Source organism: Hymenobacter siberiensis, assembly GCF_018967865.2.
GTDB classification, from domain to species: Bacteria; Bacteroidota; Bacteroidia; order Cytophagales; family Hymenobacteraceae; genus Hymenobacter; species Hymenobacter siberiensis.
Genome location: NZ_JAHLZY020000001.1, coordinates 4,045,999 through 4,063,623, shown reverse-complemented (window position 1 = coordinate 4,063,623; position 17,625 = coordinate 4,045,999). Strand labels below are relative to the sequence as shown.

The 17,625-nt window shown below is 63.8% G+C and carries 18 protein-coding genes and 1 tRNA gene; 12 read left to right on the top strand and 7 right to left on the bottom strand.

Annotation, left to right across the window (positions count from 1 at the left end; genetic code table 11):
* Positions 1-50: 50 nt before the first annotated feature.
* Positions 51-1,304 (bottom strand): ornithine--oxo-acid transaminase, encoded by a 1,254-nt coding sequence (gene rocD / locus KQ659_RS18085; protein WP_216679804.1) that lies wholly within the window; start codon positions 1,302-1,304, stop codon positions 51-53.
* 164 nt (positions 1,305-1,468) lie between these two features.
* Entirely contained in the window at positions 1,469-1,981 is a 513-nt protein-coding gene (locus KQ659_RS18080) for a hypothetical protein (protein WP_216679805.1), read from the bottom strand.
* 80 nt (positions 1,982-2,061) lie between these two features.
* Here KQ659_RS18080 and KQ659_RS18075 point away from each other — a divergent pair, with 80 nt between their 5' ends.
* The 8 genes from KQ659_RS18075 (at position 2,062) to KQ659_RS18040 (ending at position 6,991) form a co-directional block, all read left to right on the top strand.
* Positions 2,062-2,244, top strand: a complete 183-nt coding sequence (locus tag KQ659_RS18075; protein ID WP_216679806.1) for a DUF5522 domain-containing protein — start codon at positions 2,062-2,064, stop codon at positions 2,242-2,244.
* An 87-nt stretch (positions 2,245-2,331) separates the two neighbouring features.
* Positions 2,332-2,571 carry a 50S ribosomal protein L28 gene (gene rpmB / locus KQ659_RS18070; protein ID WP_168674977.1) on the top strand — a complete coding sequence of 80 codons (240 nt, stop codon included), beginning with the start codon at positions 2,332-2,334 and terminating at the stop codon, positions 2,569-2,571.
* 250 nt (positions 2,572-2,821) lie between these two features.
* Positions 2,822-4,462 (top strand): aminopeptidase P N-terminal domain-containing protein, encoded by a 1,641-nt coding sequence (locus KQ659_RS18065; protein ID WP_226930046.1) that lies wholly within the window; start codon positions 2,822-2,824, stop codon positions 4,460-4,462.
* Positions 4,463-4,718: 256 nt separating this feature from the next.
* A complete protein-coding gene (gene rpmG / locus KQ659_RS18060; protein WP_168674975.1) occupies positions 4,719-4,901 on the top strand; it encodes a 50S ribosomal protein L33 in 183 nt (60 codons plus the stop codon).
* An 8-nt stretch (positions 4,902-4,909) separates the two neighbouring features.
* Positions 4,910-5,074 carry a DUF4295 domain-containing protein gene (locus KQ659_RS18055; protein WP_072008680.1) on the top strand — a complete coding sequence of 55 codons (165 nt, stop codon included), beginning with the start codon at positions 4,910-4,912 and terminating at the stop codon, positions 5,072-5,074.
* A 220-nt stretch (positions 5,075-5,294) separates the two neighbouring features.
* Complete coding sequence (ftsY, locus tag KQ659_RS18050; RefSeq protein WP_216679808.1) at positions 5,295-6,266, top strand: signal recognition particle-docking protein FtsY; 972 nt, start codon at positions 5,295-5,297, stop codon at positions 6,264-6,266.
* 129 nt (positions 6,267-6,395) lie between these two features.
* Positions 6,396-6,806 carry a Rieske (2Fe-2S) protein gene (locus KQ659_RS18045; protein WP_216679809.1) on the top strand — a complete coding sequence of 137 codons (411 nt, stop codon included), beginning with the start codon at positions 6,396-6,398 and terminating at the stop codon, positions 6,804-6,806.
* A 111-nt stretch (positions 6,807-6,917) separates the two neighbouring features.
* Positions 6,918-6,991: transfer RNA gene (locus tag KQ659_RS18040), tRNA-Asn, on the top strand.
* Between the two features lie 174 nt (positions 6,992-7,165).
* On the opposite strand, the gene KQ659_RS18035 is transcribed toward KQ659_RS18040, so the two are convergent.
* Positions 7,166-8,125 carry an IS3 family transposase gene (locus KQ659_RS18035; RefSeq protein WP_226930044.1) on the bottom strand — a complete coding sequence of 320 codons (960 nt, stop codon included), beginning with the start codon at positions 8,123-8,125 and terminating at the stop codon, positions 7,166-7,168.
* Between the two features lie 11 nt (positions 8,126-8,136).
* Positions 8,137-8,313: a hypothetical protein gene (locus tag KQ659_RS18030; RefSeq protein WP_216688094.1), complete on the bottom strand. Its 177-nt coding sequence runs from the start codon at positions 8,311-8,313 to the stop codon at positions 8,137-8,139.
* On the opposite strand from KQ659_RS18030, the gene KQ659_RS18025 reads away from it, so the two are divergent.
* Positions 8,294-9,172 (top strand): HipA domain-containing protein, encoded by an 879-nt coding sequence (locus tag KQ659_RS18025; RefSeq protein WP_226930043.1) that lies wholly within the window; start codon positions 8,294-8,296, stop codon positions 9,170-9,172. The two genes, KQ659_RS18030 and KQ659_RS18025, sit on opposite strands and share 20 nt — an antisense overlap.
* A gap of 54 nt (positions 9,173-9,226) precedes the next feature.
* On the opposite strand, the gene KQ659_RS18020 is transcribed toward KQ659_RS18025, so the two are convergent.
* The 3 genes from KQ659_RS18020 to KQ659_RS18010 all read right to left on the bottom strand — a co-directional run bounded on the left by KQ659_RS18020 (position 9,227) and on the right by KQ659_RS18010 (position 14,618).
* Positions 9,227-10,636, bottom strand: a complete 1,410-nt coding sequence (locus KQ659_RS18020) for a T9SS type A sorting domain-containing protein (protein ID WP_216688095.1) — start codon at positions 10,634-10,636, stop codon at positions 9,227-9,229.
* 222 nt (positions 10,637-10,858) lie between these two features.
* A complete protein-coding gene (locus KQ659_RS18015) occupies positions 10,859-14,158 on the bottom strand; it encodes a beta strand repeat-containing protein (RefSeq protein ID WP_216688096.1) in 3,300 nt (1,099 codons plus the stop codon).
* A gap of 295 nt (positions 14,159-14,453) precedes the next feature.
* Entirely contained in the window at positions 14,454-14,618 is a 165-nt protein-coding gene (locus KQ659_RS18010) for a helix-turn-helix domain-containing protein (RefSeq protein WP_216688097.1), read from the bottom strand.
* Positions 14,619-14,642: 24 nt separating this feature from the next.
* On the opposite strand from KQ659_RS18010, the gene KQ659_RS18005 reads away from it, so the two are divergent.
* The 3 genes from KQ659_RS18005 (at position 14,643) to KQ659_RS17995 (ending at position 17,621) form a co-directional block, all read left to right on the top strand.
* Positions 14,643-14,843: a hypothetical protein gene (locus tag KQ659_RS18005; protein ID WP_216688098.1), complete on the top strand. Its 201-nt coding sequence runs from the start codon at positions 14,643-14,645 to the stop codon at positions 14,841-14,843.
* Positions 14,844-15,473: 630 nt separating this feature from the next.
* On the top strand, positions 15,474-16,811 hold the full coding sequence (locus KQ659_RS18000) for a DUF2254 domain-containing protein (protein ID WP_216679815.1): 1,338 nt from the start codon (positions 15,474-15,476) through the stop codon (positions 16,809-16,811).
* A 129-nt stretch (positions 16,812-16,940) separates the two neighbouring features.
* Positions 16,941-17,621 (top strand): response regulator transcription factor, encoded by a 681-nt coding sequence (locus tag KQ659_RS17995; protein ID WP_216688099.1) that lies wholly within the window; start codon positions 16,941-16,943, stop codon positions 17,619-17,621.
* Positions 17,622-17,625 lie beyond the last annotated feature (4 nt).

Here is a 17,625-nt window from a genome sequence, read left to right as displayed (position 1 = left end):
TTTGTTCGGGTGTGCCAAGGTCCTTCGCTGCGCTCAGGATGACAGACAGCTTAAAACGCCAGAATCACTTCCTCAATCACATCGCAGGCGGCGTGCAGCTGCTCCTCGGTAATCACCAGCGGCGGGGCGAAACGGATGATGTCGCCGTGCGTGGGCTTGGCCAGCACGCCGCGCTCCATCAGGGTCACGCACACGTCCCAGGCGGTGCGGCCGTCCTCGGCGGGCATAATAATTACCGCGTTCAGCAGGCCCTTACCGCGCACTAGGTCCACCGTTTCGGGGCGCTGGGCCTGGATTTGGCGCATGCGCTGGCGGAATATCTCGCCCAGTCGGGCGGCATTCTCGGCCAGCTTCTCGTCGATGAGCACATCCAGCGCGGCGCGCATCACAGCGCAGGCCAGGGGGTTGCCGCCAAACGTAGAGCCGTGCTGGCCCGGCTGAATGGTGAGCATGATGTGGTCGTCGGCCAGCACCGCCGACACCGGCAGTACGCCGCCGCTCAGGGCCTTGCCCAGGATGAGAATATCGCCGCGCACGGCCTCGTGGTCGCAGGCCAGCAGCTTGCCGGTGCGGCCCAGGCCGGTCTGGATTTCGTCGGTAATCAGCAGCACGTTGTGCGCCTTGCACAGCGCCGCCGCCTGGGCCAGGTAGCCCACCGAGGGCACCATCACGCCCGCCTCGCCCTGAATGGGCTCAATGAGAAAGCCGCACACGTGCGGGTCCTGCAAGGCCTCTTCCAGCGCCTCCATATCGTTGTAGGGCACCACCCGGTAGCCGGGCGCAAACGGCCCGAAGCCGCCCGTGCTGTCGCCGTCGGTGCTGAAGGAAATAATGCCCGTGGTACGCCCGTGGAAGTTGTGCTCGGCCACGATGATTTGGGCCATGTTCGGGGCAATGCCTTTTTCTTGGTAGCCCCACTTGCGGGCCAGCTTCAGGGCGGTTTCCACGGCCTCGGCCCCGGAGTTCATCATCAGGGCTTTTTCGTAGCCAAACAGTTCGCACAGCTGCTTTTCGGCCGCGCCCAGCTGGTCATTAAAAAAAGCCCGCGACGTGAGCGTGAGCTGCTGCGCCTGCTTGGTCAGCGCATCAATAATGCGCGGGTGGCAGTGGCCCTGGTTGACTGCCGAATAGGCCGAAAGGAAGTCGAAATACTGCTTGCCGTCCACGTCCCACAGGTACACGCCTTCGCCCCGGTTCAGCACCACAGGCAGGGGGTGGTAGTTGTGCGCGCCGTACTGGTCTTCGAGCTGCATGAGCTGCTCGGCGCGGCTGGACGTGGCGGTGGGGGAGGCGGTGGTTGACATGGCACGGGCGGGAGTTGGTGAAGCCCGAAATTACGGGTTTTCGGCCCATACTATTTGGTGTAGAGCCTGTCATTCCGACGCAGGAGGAGTCTGAGAACTGTGCGTGACCGTTTTACTCAGATTCCTCCTGCGTCGGAATGACAAGCAGCCCGCTTACCAGTCTACTAGCGAAGGCGCATGCCTTCCACCTGGCGCGCGGTGTCGGTGTAGCGGCCCACGTAGTTGCCTTCTTCGCGGCCGCTGGCCCGCAGCAGGGTCCAGTCCACCACGGCGGTTTCGGGGAAGGTCACCGCCGTGGGCTCGGCCGGAGTAGTGGCTACAGCAGCTTTATCGGGCAGCAGCAAGGCCTGCACCGTATTGCCGTGCCAGCCCAGCACCCGCACCGAGGCCTGTCGGAAGCTGGTATCCGTGGCAATCACCCGCACCGACAGCAAAAACTGGTCGCCGATGGGCAGGCCGGCCAGGAATTTTTTCTTGGCTTGAGGCAGCGTGCGCAGGGCCTCGCGCACAGGGTCGGCCAGGGCCGTTTCGTCGCGGGCCAGGGCCGGGCGTACCCCGGCCGGGGCCGTGGCGATAGTTAGTACTACTGGCGTAGCAACCTGGGCCACAGCCGGCAGGGCCAGCAATACGGCGGCCGCAGCTAGGAGCGACAGCGTGAAACCAGTAGGCGTTTTCATGGATTTAATTAGAAATTTCAGTAGCACAAGGTACAACACCTCAGCTATTCAACGCCACCGGACCTACCTTTGATTCCCCGATGCCCGCTCCCGTACCCCAGCCGCTCCAGCCCGGCGATTTTTACTACACGCCCGAAGGCTACCTCGTCTTCACCGAGCAGTACCACCGTCGTCGGGGGAGCTGTTGCCAGAGTAGTTGCCGCCACTGCCCCTGGAATTTTAAGCCCAAACCAGGCGCTCAGGGCGCATCCGACCAGAAATAAGGGTGGGGTGTTTGGTGAATGCCAGACTTTTGCCGATATTTGCGGCCCGTTTACCTGCTTTGCAATAAAATTTAACCCTCCGATATCATGGCCCGTGTTTGTGATTTGACCGGCAAGCGTACCCGCGTTGGTAACAACGTTTCGCGCGCTAACAACAAGACTAAGCGCAAGTTCTATCCGAACCTGCAGAAAAAGCGCTTCTACATCCCCGAGCAAGATGCTTGGGTAACCCTGAAAGTAGCTACCTCCACCATCCGCACCATCAACAAGAACGGCATTATGGCCGTCCTGAAGAAGGCAAAGGAGCAGGGCTTCATCGTTTACTAGCAATTTAGGTTGCTCGTTTCCTGTTTCCGGTCCGACTAAAATAGTCTGAAACCAGTCACTGAAAACGCTAATCTGATTTAAAGCCAGCGCCGATACGTTTGCCCTCCAGGGCAAACGTATCGGCGCTGGCTTTGTCTGTTGGCGGCTACCTTGCATGGTAGTCTGATTGTTATCATAATTCCTGATGCTCATGCGGCTCCGGCTCTCTCCCCGTTTTTGGTCGCTCCGGCCGTGGCTACAAGCTTCCTCAGTGGTTTTTGTCGGTTTACTGGGGCTGCTGGGCTTCGCGGCTTCGGCCCAGGCGCCCACTTCCATCCCCGAGCCGCTGACGAACAACCCGGCCCCCGCCCGGCCCACCAATTTCCTAACGCCCGCCTTCCATAAGCAGCGGCGCGAGCTGCTCCGGGCCCAAATGCCCGCCAATAGCGTGGCCGTGGTGTTCGCCGCACCTGTCCGCAATCGGGCCAACGACGTGGACTACATCTACCACCAAAACCCCGATTTTCACTACCTCACCGGCTATGAAGAGCCCGATGCCGTGCTGCTGCTTTTCAAGGAGCCGCGCACCGTGGGTGGCCAGCCCGGCGTGACCGAAGCCCTGTTCACCCAGCCCCGCAACCCCGCCCGCGAGCAGTGGACCGGCCGCCGCCTGGGCGCTGCCGGGGCCAAATCGCAGCTGGCCCTGCAATATGCCGCCGACAATAAAGACTTCGCCGCCGCCGGTATCAAGTGGGCTGGTTTTGATAAAATACTGGTTCCCAACCTGCCCGCCGACACCCGCGATGACTTCGCCAACCCCGCCGATTTGCACAGCCTGGTGGCCACCTTCCGCCAGCAGGCTGGTGTGCCGGCCGACTACAACCCGGCCGTCACCGAATTCAACAGCATCATCCGCCGCAACGGCATGCGAAATGCCAGGCGCGTTGCCGAATACCTGAGCAGCCAGGTGAAGGAAACGCCGGCCCTCGGCACCACGCCGCTCATCGGCGCCTACCTGGCCGCCACCACCGATGCCGCCCGTCAGGCGGCCATCGCCGCCAATCCGCCCGGCCGCCTGGACGATGCCACGCTGGGCGAAAAGCTCGGCGACCTGCGCGCCATCAAAACGCCCGAGGAGCTGGCCCTGCTGCGCCGCGCCATCCGCATCAGCGCCCAGGGCCAGCGCGAGGTGCTGAAGCTGCTGCGCCCCGATATGGGCGAAATGGCAGTGCAGGGCCTGCACGAGTACGTGTACCGCCGCTACGGGGCCGAGTTTCAGGGCTACCCCAGCATTGTGGGCGGCGGGGCCAACGGCTGCATCCTGCACTACGAAACCAACGACCGCCAGCGCCTCGACAACGACCTCGTGCTCATGGACTGCGGGGCCGAATACCACGGCTACTCCGCCGACGTCACGCGCACCGCGCCGCCCTCCGGCACCTTCAGCCCCGCCCAGCGCCAGATTTACGAGCTGGTGCTGGCCGCCCAGGAGGCAGGTTTCGACGCCTGCCGGCCCGGCGCACCCTTCGATGCCCCCAACAAAGCCACCCAGGAAGTAGTAGCCGCCGGCCTGCAAAAGCTCGGCATTATCAAAAAGAAAGAGGAATTTCGTAACTATTACCCCCACGGGGCCAGCCACTACCTCGGCCTCGACGTGCACGACAGCGGCAGCTACGGCCCGCTGCAAGCCGGCAACGTCATCACCGTCGAGCCCGGTATCTACATCCCCGCCGGCTCGCCCTGCGACCCCAAGTGGTGGAATATCGGCGTCCGCATCGAAGACGATGCCCTGATTACCGCCACCGGCTACGAGAATTTATCGGCCGAAGCCCCGCGCACCGTGGCCGACATTGAGAAGCTAATGGCCGAACCCAGTGCCCTGGAAGGCTTCAAACTGCCGGAATTGAAGTAGCTAGTGGCCGGGTGCTGGGTGTCACTGAACGTCATGCAGAGCGCAGCGAAGCATCTTGCTCGCAGTAAGTAAGTCATTAGATTGGTTTAGTGGTGGCGGGCAAGATGCTTCGCTGCGCTCTGCATGACGTTGTTTGGCACACATTTACCTCCGTTCTGCTTCTCCAACTGAAAGTTGCGGCTGAGTCCTTTGGCATTTCCAAAAATCCCCGTACCTTTGCAGTCCTAAATTTTAAAACACATACACCCCCGTCGAGATGGCCAAGAAAGGAAACCGGGTGCAGGTTATCATGGAGTGCACCGAGCATAAAACCTCGGGCCTGCCGGGCACCTCGCGCTACATCACCACCAAGAACCGCAAGAATACCCCCGAGCGCATCGAGCTGAAGAAATTCAACCCGATTATGCGGAAAATGACTGTTCACAAGGAAATTAAATAACCTGAACAATGGCTAAGAAAGTAGTAGCAACGCTGAAAACCGTTGAAAACGCCAAGAACTGGGCGAAAGTAATTCGTGCCGTTAAATCGGAGAAAACCGGAGCCTACACCTTCCGCGAGGAAATGGTGTTGCTCGACAAAGTGCAGGACTACCTGGCTACCGGCAACAAATAGTTGCCAGCCTGCTTCGGCTTTGTAAAAGTTTAAAAAGTCCCACCTTCGTGGGACTTTTTGCGTGTAATACCTTTTGGTATGCTCACTTTTGTTCTGCTGACGAGCCGAAGGTCGGCGTTAGCCAAGGAAGCATCTCAGCCGGGGTGCTTTCAGTAGAGTTACCAATCCGAGTGCTGCGAGCGTGATAAGTTGCTCCGCAGGCTCAGCATGACAGAACCCCATGGGCCTCTTCGATTTTTTTAAAAAGGACAAGGAAACTCCTGCCCAGCAAGCCTCGCTTGATGCTGGCCTGGAAAAAACAAAGACCAACTTCTTCGAGCAGCTGAGCAAGGCCGTGGTGGGCAAAAGCACCGTGGACGAGTCTGTGCTCGACGACCTGGAAACTCTGCTGGTGCACGCCGATGTGGGCATCGACACCACGGTGAAGGTCATCGACCGCATCGAGGCCCGGGTGGCGCGCGACAAGTACGTGAGCACCGGCGAGCTCGACCGCATACTGCGCGAGGAAATCGTGGCCCTGCTGGAGGATAATGACTCCGGCTCAACCGCCGTGCTGGACCGCGCCGGTAGTACCGGCCAGCCCTTCGTGATTATGGTGGTAGGTGTGAATGGTGTGGGCAAAACCACTACCATTGGCAAGCTGGCCCACCGCTTCCACTCGGCCGGCAAAAAGGTGGTGCTGGGCGCGGCCGATACCTTCCGCGCCGCCGCCGTCGACCAGCTCATCATCTGGGGCCAGCGCGTGGGCGTGCCCGTGGTGAGCCACGGCATGAACACCGACCCCGCCTCCGTGGCCTTCGATGCCGTGAAAACCGGCGTGGAAATGGGGGCCGATGTCATCATCATCGACACGGCCGGCCGCCTGCACAACAAGGTGAACCTGATGAACGAGCTGAGCAAAATCAAGCGTGTGATGCAGAAGATGATTCCCGACGCGCCCCACGAGGTGCTGCTGGTGCTCGACGGCAGCACCGGCCAGAATGCCTTCCTGCAAGCCAAGGAGTTCACGAAAGCCACCGAAGTTACGGCCCTGGCCATTACCAAGCTCGACGGCACGGCCCGTGGCGGCGTGGTAATCGGCATTTCGGACCAGCTCAGCATTCCGGTGCGCTACATCGGGGTGGGGGAGAAGATGACGGATTTGCAGCTCTTTGACCGGCATACGTTCGTGAACTCGCTGTTTAAGAAATAAGCAGGGCTGGTTTGCGTTTGCAGCAAGCGGCCTCGCGGAAATTTGCAGCCCTCGGCAAACGCTTCGCAAGCCACTCATTTAGTTCATCCTCCTATGCAGCGCCTCTCCGTATTTATAATTTTGTGCCTAATGCTAGGCACAGCAGCATGCGGCGCTAAAAACGATGACCAGCCGCTCATTCCCTACGCCCCGGTAAACCTGAGCCTGGTGCTCACCAACCAAGAGTACGTGAACCTACGTGCCAATAACGGGGCCGTGACGCTGCCCGTGCAGGGCCCGGCTGGTACCGGTGGCGTAAAAGGCGTCATCGTCGTGCGTCAGAACGCAAACAGCTATTTAGCCTTCGAGCGCAACTGCCCTTACCGCCCGTACGATGCCTGCGCGACGGTCAGCCTGGACAAGTCGCGGCTTTTTATGCGCGATTCGTGCTGCAACTCGCAATTTGATTTGCAGGGGCAAATAACGGGCGGCCCCGCCCCGCGGCCACTTAAACAATACAGTACCAGTCTGCAAGGCAATATTCTCAATATTACGAACTGAGCCGGCGCATATTTTTTTGAAAAAAAATGGGCGAAGGCTTGCGTTTCTTTAATAGCCCGTTGTAAGTTTGCACTCCGAAACAACAACAACCGGTGTTTCGGCTAGAAAAAAGCTTCCTTAGCTCAGCCGGTTAGAGCATCTGACTGTTAATCAGAGGGTCCCTGGTTCGAGCCCAGGAGGGAGCGCTACAAAGAAAAACCCCCATGTAAACCAAGCGTTTACATGGGGGTTTTTCTTTGTGTGCTCGTTGGTGTGCCTATATGCCCTCAGCGCCTCGCCACATATTCACCTGACGGGCATCTACTCCGCGGCCACTTTAATGAACAAGCTTGCTTTTGGTCCATCACCTCTGCTTTCGTTTAGTGCCTTACCCACACCCACGGTTTTAAGTATCCAGCGTAACTACGATACTCGAGGCCTGGGGTGGTCCAATAAAAACGGATAGTAAGCGAAGGCAGGTTGCTTTTGAAGTCGCATTCAAATTGATGCGGTGAGCGGTCGTCAAGGGCGGAGTGGCGGCGGTCGAGATTGAAGTAGGTGTCGAGGTAATGGGCGACCTCCAGCCGGGCCTCTTCCAGGGAAGTAAATGGGCTGCCGCCGGGTAGTAATTCGGTTTTGAGGGTGCTCCAGCCCGCTTCGGCCTGGGCATTGTCGTAAGGGTTGCCCGGCCGACTAAAGCTGGGCAGGGCCCCGGCTTGTGTGATACGGGTGCGGCAAGCGGCGCTGGTGTATTGGCTGCCGCGGTCGGCGTGGATGATGAGCCCGGGTGCCGGCTGGCGTAGCGGCAGGGCTTGTTCGAGCGCGTGGAGCACGAGCTCGGTGGGCATCTGCGCGGCCAGGTGCCAGCCCACGACCCGGCGCGAACAAGCGTCGCGCCAGGTGGCCAGGTAGCACCAGCGCCCGGCCACCAACGGCAAATACGTGATGTCGCCGACCCAGACCTGGTTGGGGGCGGTGGGGGCCGGCTGGCCCAGCAGTCGGTTTTCGGCCACGATGGCCGCTGGGTCAGCCACGGTCGTGCGGAGACGTTGGGGCCGGGTGCTCAAGGCCCACAATCCCTGCCGGTACAGCCACGAGCGTAGCGCGTAGCGGCCGATTGCGTGGCCTTCGGCGCGTAACTCCGCCCGCAACCGGCGGGTGCCGTAGCGGCCGGCATGGCGCGTAAAGGCCTGTTGGGCCGCAATATGCCAAGGTGCCGGGGCCGCAGCGGGCCGTTGGCGCCACTGGTAATACCCGGCCGTGCTCACGGCCAACAAGCGGCAGAGCACCTGCACCGGCCAGGGCTCGGCGCAGTCCTCGATGAACTGGTAACGCCTCATGATTGAGGCGCTTACGCAAAGATGGTTACGGCTTTTTTTAAAATATCGCGCTCCATTTCCACGCGCTGGAGCGCGACGCGCAGCTGCTTGATTTCGTCACGCTCGACGCTACTGGGCACGGCTTGCTCCAGCGCCTGGCGCTGCCAGCAGCCCAACAGGGCGGGCGAAATGCCCTGGGCACGGGCCACGCCGCCGGCCTTCCCCTACTCGGAAGCGCAGATGCTGGGTTTGGCTGAGGAGATAGTACGCCAGCACATGACGGTGACAGGCGTGCAGCCCAAGCTTTCGCTATCCCTGGTGCCGGGCAGCGCCGCGGATGGTCCGGCCCGGCTGACCATCGTGGGGGCCCTGGGCGGGGAGTATATTCTGAAGCCGCCGACTTCGCGCTACCTGCACCTGCCGGAAGTAGAAGACGCCACCATGCACCTGGCCGCGCTGGCCCGCATTACCACCGTGCCGCACGGCCTGCTGCGGCTGCAGGACGGGGCCTTGGCCTACGTGACGCGGCGCATCGACCGCCGGAAGGGTGAAAAGCTGCACATGGAGGACATGTGCCAGCTGACCGAGCGGCTGACCGAAAACAAGTACGACGGCTCGCATGAGCAGATAGCCCGCGCCCTGCGCACCTACTCGGCCAATCCCGGTCTGGACGTGGTGAATTGCTATGAGCTGATGTTGTTCAGTTTCCTGACCGGCAACGCCGACATGCACCTGAAGAACTTCTCGCTGCTGCACACGTCGGGCCTGGGCTACGGGCTGGCCCCGGCCTACGACCTGGTGGCCACGGCGCTGGTGAATCCGGCCGACACGGAGGAGCTGGTCTTGACGCTGAACGGCAAAAAGAAGAAGCTGCGGCAGGAGGACTTCCTGGCGGCGGCGCGGCGGGCTGGCGTGGAGGACAAGGTGATGACGGGGGTATTTACCCGGTTTGTCCGCGTCCGGCCGGCCTGGGAGAAGCTGCTGGCGGAAAGCTTTCTAACGCCCGAGTTGAAGGAGGGCTACCTGGCGCTGCTGCAGCGTAAATTTGAGCAGCTGGGGCTGGCGTAGATGGCGGGCGGCTATTGTTGAAAGCTTTCGGAGCTGCTCAAATGTCAGTATATCTTACTCCACCGTGAGGCGCAGGGCTTTACTGCCCGCACGCACCACGTATACGCCCGTGGCAAAGCCGTTGGGCAAGGTGAGTACGGCGGTGCCGGCGGCATCGGCCGGGAGGGTCAGTACCAGCCGGCCCACGGCATCGAACACGGTGACGGCCACGCCCGGCTCCGCGCCGGTGAGCGTGGCGGCCTGTTTGGTCGGGTTCGGGAACAGGGCCAGCCCGGCCAGCCCACGCACGGCCACGGTGCGCACGGGCGAGTAGGCGAACGTGCCGTCGGCATCAACCTGCCGCAGGCGGTAGTAGACCAGGCTGGCGGCGTAGCGGGCAATGGCCGGGTCGACGAGCTGGTACTCGTGGGGCTGGCTGCTGCTGCCGTGGCCGGGCACCTGGCCGATGCGCCGGAACGTGCGCCCGTCGGCGCTGGCTTCCACCTCAAACCGGTCGTTGTTCTTTTCCGAGGCCGTGGCCCAGCGCAGCAGCGCGTCGGCCCCCAGCGGCTCGGCCGTGAAGCGGGCCAGCTCGACGGGCAGCGGGTTGGCCGTGTTGCTGATGGTGAGGCGGCCCAGCGCGGCGGCGGCAAACGAGAAGCTGCGGCTGCTGCCGGCTACCGTGGCGGCGGCCGGGCTGCCGGCCTTGCCCCAGGCGCTGGTGCCGGGGTCGGCGCGCCAGGCCTGGGCGGCCGCGAAGCTGCTCAGGCTGTTGTCGTCGTCGGCCAGCCAACTCAGGGTCACGGGCACGGGGGCGGCGGGGGCGGCGGCGGTTTCCACGGTCCAGATGCGGTCGATGCCTTGGTAGGCGGTATTGCCCAGGTTCACGCCCCGGCTCAGGTTGTCCGTCAGCAGGCCGGCGGTGCGGGTGGCCGTGACCTGACCCAGGCCGCTGCGGTCCAGGCTCAGGCCGTGGCCGAAATCGAGCACTCCGGTGCCGGCGGCCCGGATGATGCGCAGGTTGCCCTGCACGTACTGGCCGGGGCCTTCGCCGCTGAGCGTAGCGCCGTCGGGCAGGGTGAGGGTGGCGGCGGGGGCGGTGCGCAGCAGGCCACTTTGCAGCGTCAGGGCGGTGCCCACCACCAGGTTGGCGGGCAGGGCGAGGGTGCGCTGACCGGCGGCCCCGGTGTTATTCAGCACGAGCGTGGCCACGGTAGCCGTACCGGGCGTAAACACCTGGTTGGCGGCCCCGCCAAACAGCAGCGTGCCGGTCGAGGCGAGGGTGCCGGCGTTGGTCAGGTCGCCGGTGAGCTGCACGGTGCCGTCGTTGAGGAGGGTGCTGCCGGCGTTGTTCTGCACGGCACCGGCCACGTAGAGCATGGTGCCGGGGCCGACGCTCAGGGTGGCCCCGTCGTTGGTGAGGGTAGGCTGAGCCAGGCCGGCGAGGGCGGGCAGCAGCAGGGCGAGGGTGAGTGCTATTTTCATCGGAAGCAGTTGATGACAAGTGGAGGAAAAGCGCCGGGGCAGCTCGGCCGTGAGGTGCGGCGGCCTGGGTTAGCGTTGGGCTTGCCCTTGCCCCGCTTCGAGCCGCCGCCTCGTAGCGTACCCCCCGGTTCAGCCGGAGAGCACCTGAGGCGGCCCGTACCCTACCTTCCGGCTGAACCAGGAAGTAGGGTACGGGCCGCCGCCGGCCTCCCGGCTGGCCCCTTAGGGCGTAAACACCGAGAAGGAGAAGAGGTAGGCTGAGCTGGGGGTGGGGGTAAGGCCAGTGTTGAAAGTCCGCACCCTGATGAAGCCCGAGCCAGCGTCGTAGCTGATGAAGCCAGGTGCGCCGCCGTAGAGGCTCACGTTGACGGCGGCGAAGCGGAAATCGACTCCGTTCAGGCCACTGCTGGCCGGGAAGGTGATGGTGTACACCCCCGGACTGGTGACGGTCACCGTGTAGTTGCCGCTGCTGCCGAACACGTCGGGGGCGTTATTGCCGGCCAGGCCGTAGGCCACGGCCAGCATGTTGTTTGTGCCGGTAGTGTTGGTGAGTATCTCGCCTACGGTGTTGGCGGCGCCCACGCGTACGTTGCCCACCACGTCGAGCTTGGTGGCGGGGGCCGCGCTGGTGCCGATACCCACGTTGCCGCCGTTAGTAAGCACAAACTGGTTGGTCACGGCCCCATTGGCGGCCAGGTAGAGGTTGCCTGCGGTGGTGTAGAAGCCCACGTTGTTGTCGGCGTTGAGGGTGGGGAAGCCGCGCTGGATGCCGTGGCCGGTGTTACCGAAGGCAATGCCGCCGCCCGTGTTGGCGGTGGTGCCCACCACGATGCGGGCCGTGCCGTCGCTCGTGCGCACGTCCAGGCGCTGGTTGGGGCTGGCCGTGCCCACGCCCACGCTACCGCTGCTGCTAATGACCAGGCCGGTGCTGCCGCCGTTGCCCACCAGCTGGTTCGCGCCGAGCTGCACATTGCCCCCGGCTATGATGGTGCTGGCCGAAGTAATGGCCCCCGTGCTGCTAATGACCAGGCCGGTGCTGCCGCCGTTGCCCACCAGCTGGTTCGCGCCGAGCTGCACATTGCCCCCGGCTGTGATGGTGCTGGCCGAAGTAATGGCCCCCGTGCTGCTAATGACCAGGCCGGTGCTGCCGCCGTTGCCCACCAGCTGGTTCGCGCCGAGCTGCACATTGCCCCCGGCTGTGATGGTGCTGGCCGAAGTAATGGCCCCCGTGCTGCTAATGACCAGGCCGGTGCTGCCGCCGTTGCCCACCAGTTGGTTCGCGGCCAGGTTGAGGTTTTGGGTGGCGGTGTGGTTGCCCAGGTTGTCGCCGGGCACGTTCACGAAGTTGCTGCCGTCGAGGACCGGGGCGGCGTACACGGTGCCAGGGCTAGGGGTGAGGATGAGGCTGCCGTCGCCGGCATTGGCCCCGGCCGTGAACGCGGTGGCCGAGATGCCCGTGAGCGTCACCCACGACGAGCCGCCGCCGCCGCCGCCGCTGTTGGTGCCGCCACCGCCGCCGCCGTAATAGCCGCCGCCGCCGCCGCCGCCAAGGCGGCCGCCCGTGCTGCCGCCCGTGCCCAGCCCGCCGCCCGTGCTGCCGCCCGCCGCCTGGGTGCCCCCGGTGCCCGAAGTGGTAATGCCGCCGCCGCTGTTCGTGTAGCTGCCGTTGCCTCCGTCCGGCGCCCCGCCCGCGCCCCCTAGCGAGCTGCTCGGGTTCCCGTAGTAGCCGCCGCCGCCGCCGCCGCCCGCCACCAGCAGGCGGTCGGCGAGGGTGCCACCGGAGCCGCGCAGGTCGGTGGCCCCGCCCCCGGTCCCGCCGGCACTGGCGGACCCGCCGCCGTTGTAGCCGCCGCTAAGCACGGCGCCCGTCGTGTAGCCCCCGCCTGCCCCCACCAGAATTTGCAGCACCTGGCCCGGACTCACGCTCAGGGTGGCTTGCACCCGCGCCCCGGCCCCGCCCACGTTGAGGCCGAACGTCGACCCGCTCCCGGTGCCGCCCGCCGCACCTTTGGCATCCACTTGCAGGCTGGTCACGCCCGCCGGCACGGTGTAAGTCTGCACCGTGCCGGTGTAGACGAAGGTGACGCTGGGATTTATAATGGGCTGCTCGGTGGCGCTCAGGGCCGCGTCCCAGCTCGTGCCGTTCCAGGTGTTGAGCTTGCCGGTGGTGGTGTTGTAAAGGGTCAGGCCGGCTGCCGGGCTGGCGATGGCATCGCGCTGGGCCGTGGTCAGGCGCGGGGGCAGCAGGCCCTTGTTGGCGCTGCTCACTTCCAGCGCGGCCGAAGCCGCGGGGGCGGTGGTGCCGATGCCCACGCTGCCGGTGCTGCTCACGGCCAGGCCGGTGCTGCCGCCGTTGCCCACCAGCTGGTTAGCGGCCAGGTTGAGGTTTTGGGTAGCGGTGTGGTTGCCCAGGTTGTCGCCGGGCACGTTCACGAAGTTGCTGCCGTCCAGGTTCGGGGCGGCGTACACGCCGCCAGGGGTGATGGTGAGGCTGCCGTCGCCGGTATTGGCCCCGACCGTGAACGTTGGGGCCGAGCTGCCCGCGGGCGTCACCCACGACGAGCCGCCGCCGCCGCTACCGCCGCCGCCGCCGTTGGTGCTGACGCCACCGCCGCCGCCATAGTAGCCGCCGCCGCCGCCGCCGCCGGTGCTGCCGCCGCTGCCGCCCATGCCCAGCCCGCCGCCCGTGCTGCCGCCCGCCGCCTGGGTGCCCCCGGTGGCCGAAGTGGTAATGCCGGTGCCGTTGTTGAAGGTGCCGTCGCCCCCGTTCGGCGCCCCGCCCGCGCCCCCTTGCGAGCGTCCCGGGCTCCCGTAGTAGCCGCCGCCGCCGCCGCCGCCCGCCACCAGCAGGCGGTCGGTGAGGGCGCCACTGGGGCCGCGCAGGTCGGTGGCCCCGCCCCCGGTCCCGCCGGCACTGGCGGACCCGCCGCCGTTGTAGCCGCCGCTAAGCACGGGGCCGTTCGTGTAGCCCCCGCCTGCCCCCACCAGAATTTGCAGCACTTGGCCCGGACTCACGCTCAGGGTGGCTTGCACCCGCGCCCCGGCCCCGCCCACGTTGAGGCCGAACTGCCCGCCCCCGCTCCCGGTGCCGCCCGAACCTGCCCGCGCATCCACTTGCAGGCTGGTCACGCCCGCCGGCACGGTGTAGGTCTGCACCGCGCCGGTGTAGTTGAAGGTGGCGCTGGGGCCCTGAACGGGCCGCTCGGTGGCGCTCAGGGCCGCGTCCCAGCTCATGCCGTTCCAGATGTTGAGCTTGCTCGTGGTGGTGTTGTAAAGGGTCAGGCCGGTGGCCGGGCTGGCGATGGCATCGCGCTGCGCCTGGGTCAGGCGTGGGGGCAGCAGGCCCTTGCTGGTGCTGCTCACGTCGAGTGCGGCCGAGGTAGCGGGGGCGGTGGTGCCGATGCCTACCGAGCCGGTCTGGGCGAAGGCGGCGGGCGCGGCGGCCAGCAGCCCGCAGAGTAGCACCAGGAACCGGCCAAGACCGCGCCGCGGCGGGGCCGTAATTTGTAGAAAGTGCTGCATAGAAAACATGAAAGTGAGATGAGCAAAAAGCAGTTGAGCGGTGGTGCGCGCGCACGTTACAAACCGTCGGCGCGCGGAATATCGGACCTTGGTCCCCGAAAAAAGAAACCTCGACAGTTAATTATTGTTTTATAAAATTGGGTATAGTGATATTGGGAACAGGTTAAATTCCTGACAATTTTTGCCCAATGCCCCAATTTCAATCATTTTGACAAGGATTTACCCCTCTTTGACCAGCGGATGGGCGGATTTTCCACCAGCGGGCCCGGGCCCGCTGGCGCGGCTCCACGTTCCGTCAGAAGCGCTGGTTTTTGGGCGCTCGGTAGTCGCTGGGCCGGCGGCCAAACCGCTCGGCGTAGAGGTTGCTGAAGTGCTTGGCCGAGGCAAAGCCCACCGCGTCGGCCACCTGCGCCACCGTGCCGAAGTCGCGGGCCTCCAGCCGCTGCCGGGCCAGGGCCATGGGCTGGCTCCGGCCTACGACCTGGTGGCCACGGTGCTGATGAATCCGGCCGACACGGAGGAGCTGACGCTGACGCTGAACGGCAAAAAGGAGAAGCTGCGGCCGGAGGACTTTCTGGCGGCGGCGCAGCGGGCTGGCGTAGATGAGAAGGTGATGACGGGGTATTTAGCCGGTTTGTCCGCGTCCGGCCGGCCTGGGAGAAGCTGCTGGCGGAAAGCTTTCTAACGCCCGAGCTGAAGGAGGGCTACCTGGCGCTGCTGCATCGTAAATTCAAGCAGTTGGGGCTGACGTAGGTGGTGGGGTGGAGAAATATGATATTTTAGTGAATTGTATTTATCAGGGACCGGAGCGGGCACACAAAACCGGGATACAACCTGATTTCGGGACATAAACCGGGACAAAATCGACCTGAAAACCGCGTTTTTGACTGCATTAGGGCATATGGCGCACCCAGGAGGGAGCAAAGAAAAGGCCCGCTAACAAACTGGTTACAGTTTGTTAGCGGGCCTTTTCTTTGCTCAGGTCACACCTACTGACTTCACGCCAAACCCGGGCCTGTGAAGGCGATGCCGAGGCGTATATACCCCATAATTATGTGTGGAATTCCAGACCGGAAAACGCACTGTTACTTCTTGGGCCTATGGAGTTGGTTAGAAAGGTACTCAAACGGTCATGCTTCGCTGCGCGCTGCATGACCGTTTGAGTACCTTTTGTGACTTTCTAAACAGCTTCTATACATCTAGCCAAATGGGCGCGCCAGGTTTGACATCAATTCAGGTGTCTGAGGTTGGCAACACCGCACCGCCGGCCCCGCCCGCACAACCGTAAGGCCGGGGAGGCAGTAAACCGGAACATATGAATAAACTGAAAGCCTTGTGGCTGAAGCTGGATTCCAGCCTCTGGTTTGTGCCGACGATGATGGTCGTGGCCTCGCTGTTTGCCGCGTACTGGCTGGTAGTGTTCGACGTGTACATCGGTGCGAAGTGGACGGCGCGGTTTCCGCTGCTGTTTGGGGCGGGGGCCGATGGCGCGCGCGGCATGCTTGCGGCCATTGCCGGCTCCATGATTACGGTGGCGGGCCTCACCTTCTCGCTCACGCTGGCCACGCTGGCGCAGGTGGCCAGCCAGTACACCTCGCGCCTGCTGCACAATTTCATGCGCGACCGTACCAACCAAGTGGTAATGGGCTTTTTTGTAAGTATTTTCGTGTACTGTCTGGTGGTGCTGCGCACCATTCGTGGGGGCGACGAAGGTTCGTTTGTGCCGCCCCTGGCCGTGGCCTTCGGGCTGGTGCTGGCCTTGGTGAGCATCGGCATGCTGATTTTCTTTATCCATCATATTGCCACCTCCATTCAGGCGGCCAACATTGTGGCGGGCGTGGCGGCCGAAACGGAGAAGCTGCTCGACAAGGTGTTTCCGGCCCGGCTGGGTGAGCCCGCCACCCCCACCGAGCGTGCCGACCTGGCCGCCGGCCCGGACCTGCGCTGGCAGCTGGTGCCGGCCCCGGTCACGGGCTACATTCAGGGCGTGGATTATGATGCGCTGCTGGCTTTTGCCGAGCAGGCCAATGTGGTGGTGCGCATGGAGCAGGCCATTGGCAGCTTTATTGTGAAGGGCGCGCCGCTGGTAGCGGTAGCCAGCCCCGACGGCCACACCCTGCCCCCGGCCGATGAGCTCGCCGACCGCCTGGACGACAGCTACCGCTTCGGCGACCAGCGCACCCTCGACCAAGACGTGGGCTTCGGCCTGCGACAGCTGGTGGATATTGCCATGAAAGCCCTTTCCCCGGGCATCAACGATACCACCACGGCAGTGATGTGCGTGGACCGGCTGGGTGCGCTGCTGCGGCTGCTGGCCAATCGGCAGCTCGCCAGCCCGCTGCGGGCGGCGGAAGGGCAGGTGCGCGTGCTAACCACGGGGCCCGACTTTGCCGGTTACCTGGGCACGGCTTTCGACCAGATTCGCACCAACGCGGCGAACGCGTTGGCTATTTACCTGCGCCAGCTGGTGGCGCTGCGCACCATCGCGGCCGAATGCCACGCAACGGCCAGCCGTGCTGCCCTGCGCCAGCAGGCCGACCTCATACTGGCAGCGGCCGAAGCCACCCTCACCACCAGCTACGACCTTGACCAGGTACGGGCCGACTACCGGGAGCTACGCGACGATTTAATGGGGTTGTCGGCGGCTGTTTAGTAGCGAAGCTGTTTAGAAAGTCCCCGAACGGTCATGCTTCGCTGCGCTCTGCATGACCGTTCGGGGACTTTCTAAACAACTCCACCATGACGTTCCGACCTTTCGCTCTTCAGCATATTTTTCTTTGCCATGAAACTACTACTCGTTGAGGATGAGCCCAAGCTCGCCACGTTTGTCAGCAAAGGCTTTCGGCACGAAGGCTACGAGCTGGATGTGGCCTACGACGGCCAGATGGGGCTCTCGATGGTGCGGCAGCAGCCCTACGACCTGGTGATTCTGGACGTGAACCTGCCCCACATCAACGGCTTTGAGCTGTGCCGGTTCATCCGGGCCGACTACCCGCGCCTGCCGGTGCTCCTGCTCACGGCCCTAGATAGCCTCGACGACAAGGTGACTGGCTTCGAGGCCGGGGCCGACGACTACCTCGTCAAGCCCTTCGAATTCAAGGAATTGCTACTGCGTGCGCGGGTGCTCACCCGGCGCGGCACCGAGGCCACCGCCGTGAAGCAGGTGCTGCGCCTGGCCGATTTGGAGCTGAACCTCGACACCAAGGCCGTGACCCGCGCCGGCCAGCGCATCGAGCTCACCACCAAGGAATATGGCTTGCTCGAGTACCTGCTCCTGAACCGCAACCGGGTGATTTCGCGGGTCGACATCGCCGAGAAAGTCTGGGATTTGAACTTCGATACCAACACCAATATCATTGACGTGTACGTGAGCCACCTGCGCAAGAAGATGGACAAGGGGTTCGGGATGAAGCTGATTCATACCGTGGTGGGCATGGGCTACGTGGCCCGGGAGGGTGGGTAAAGTA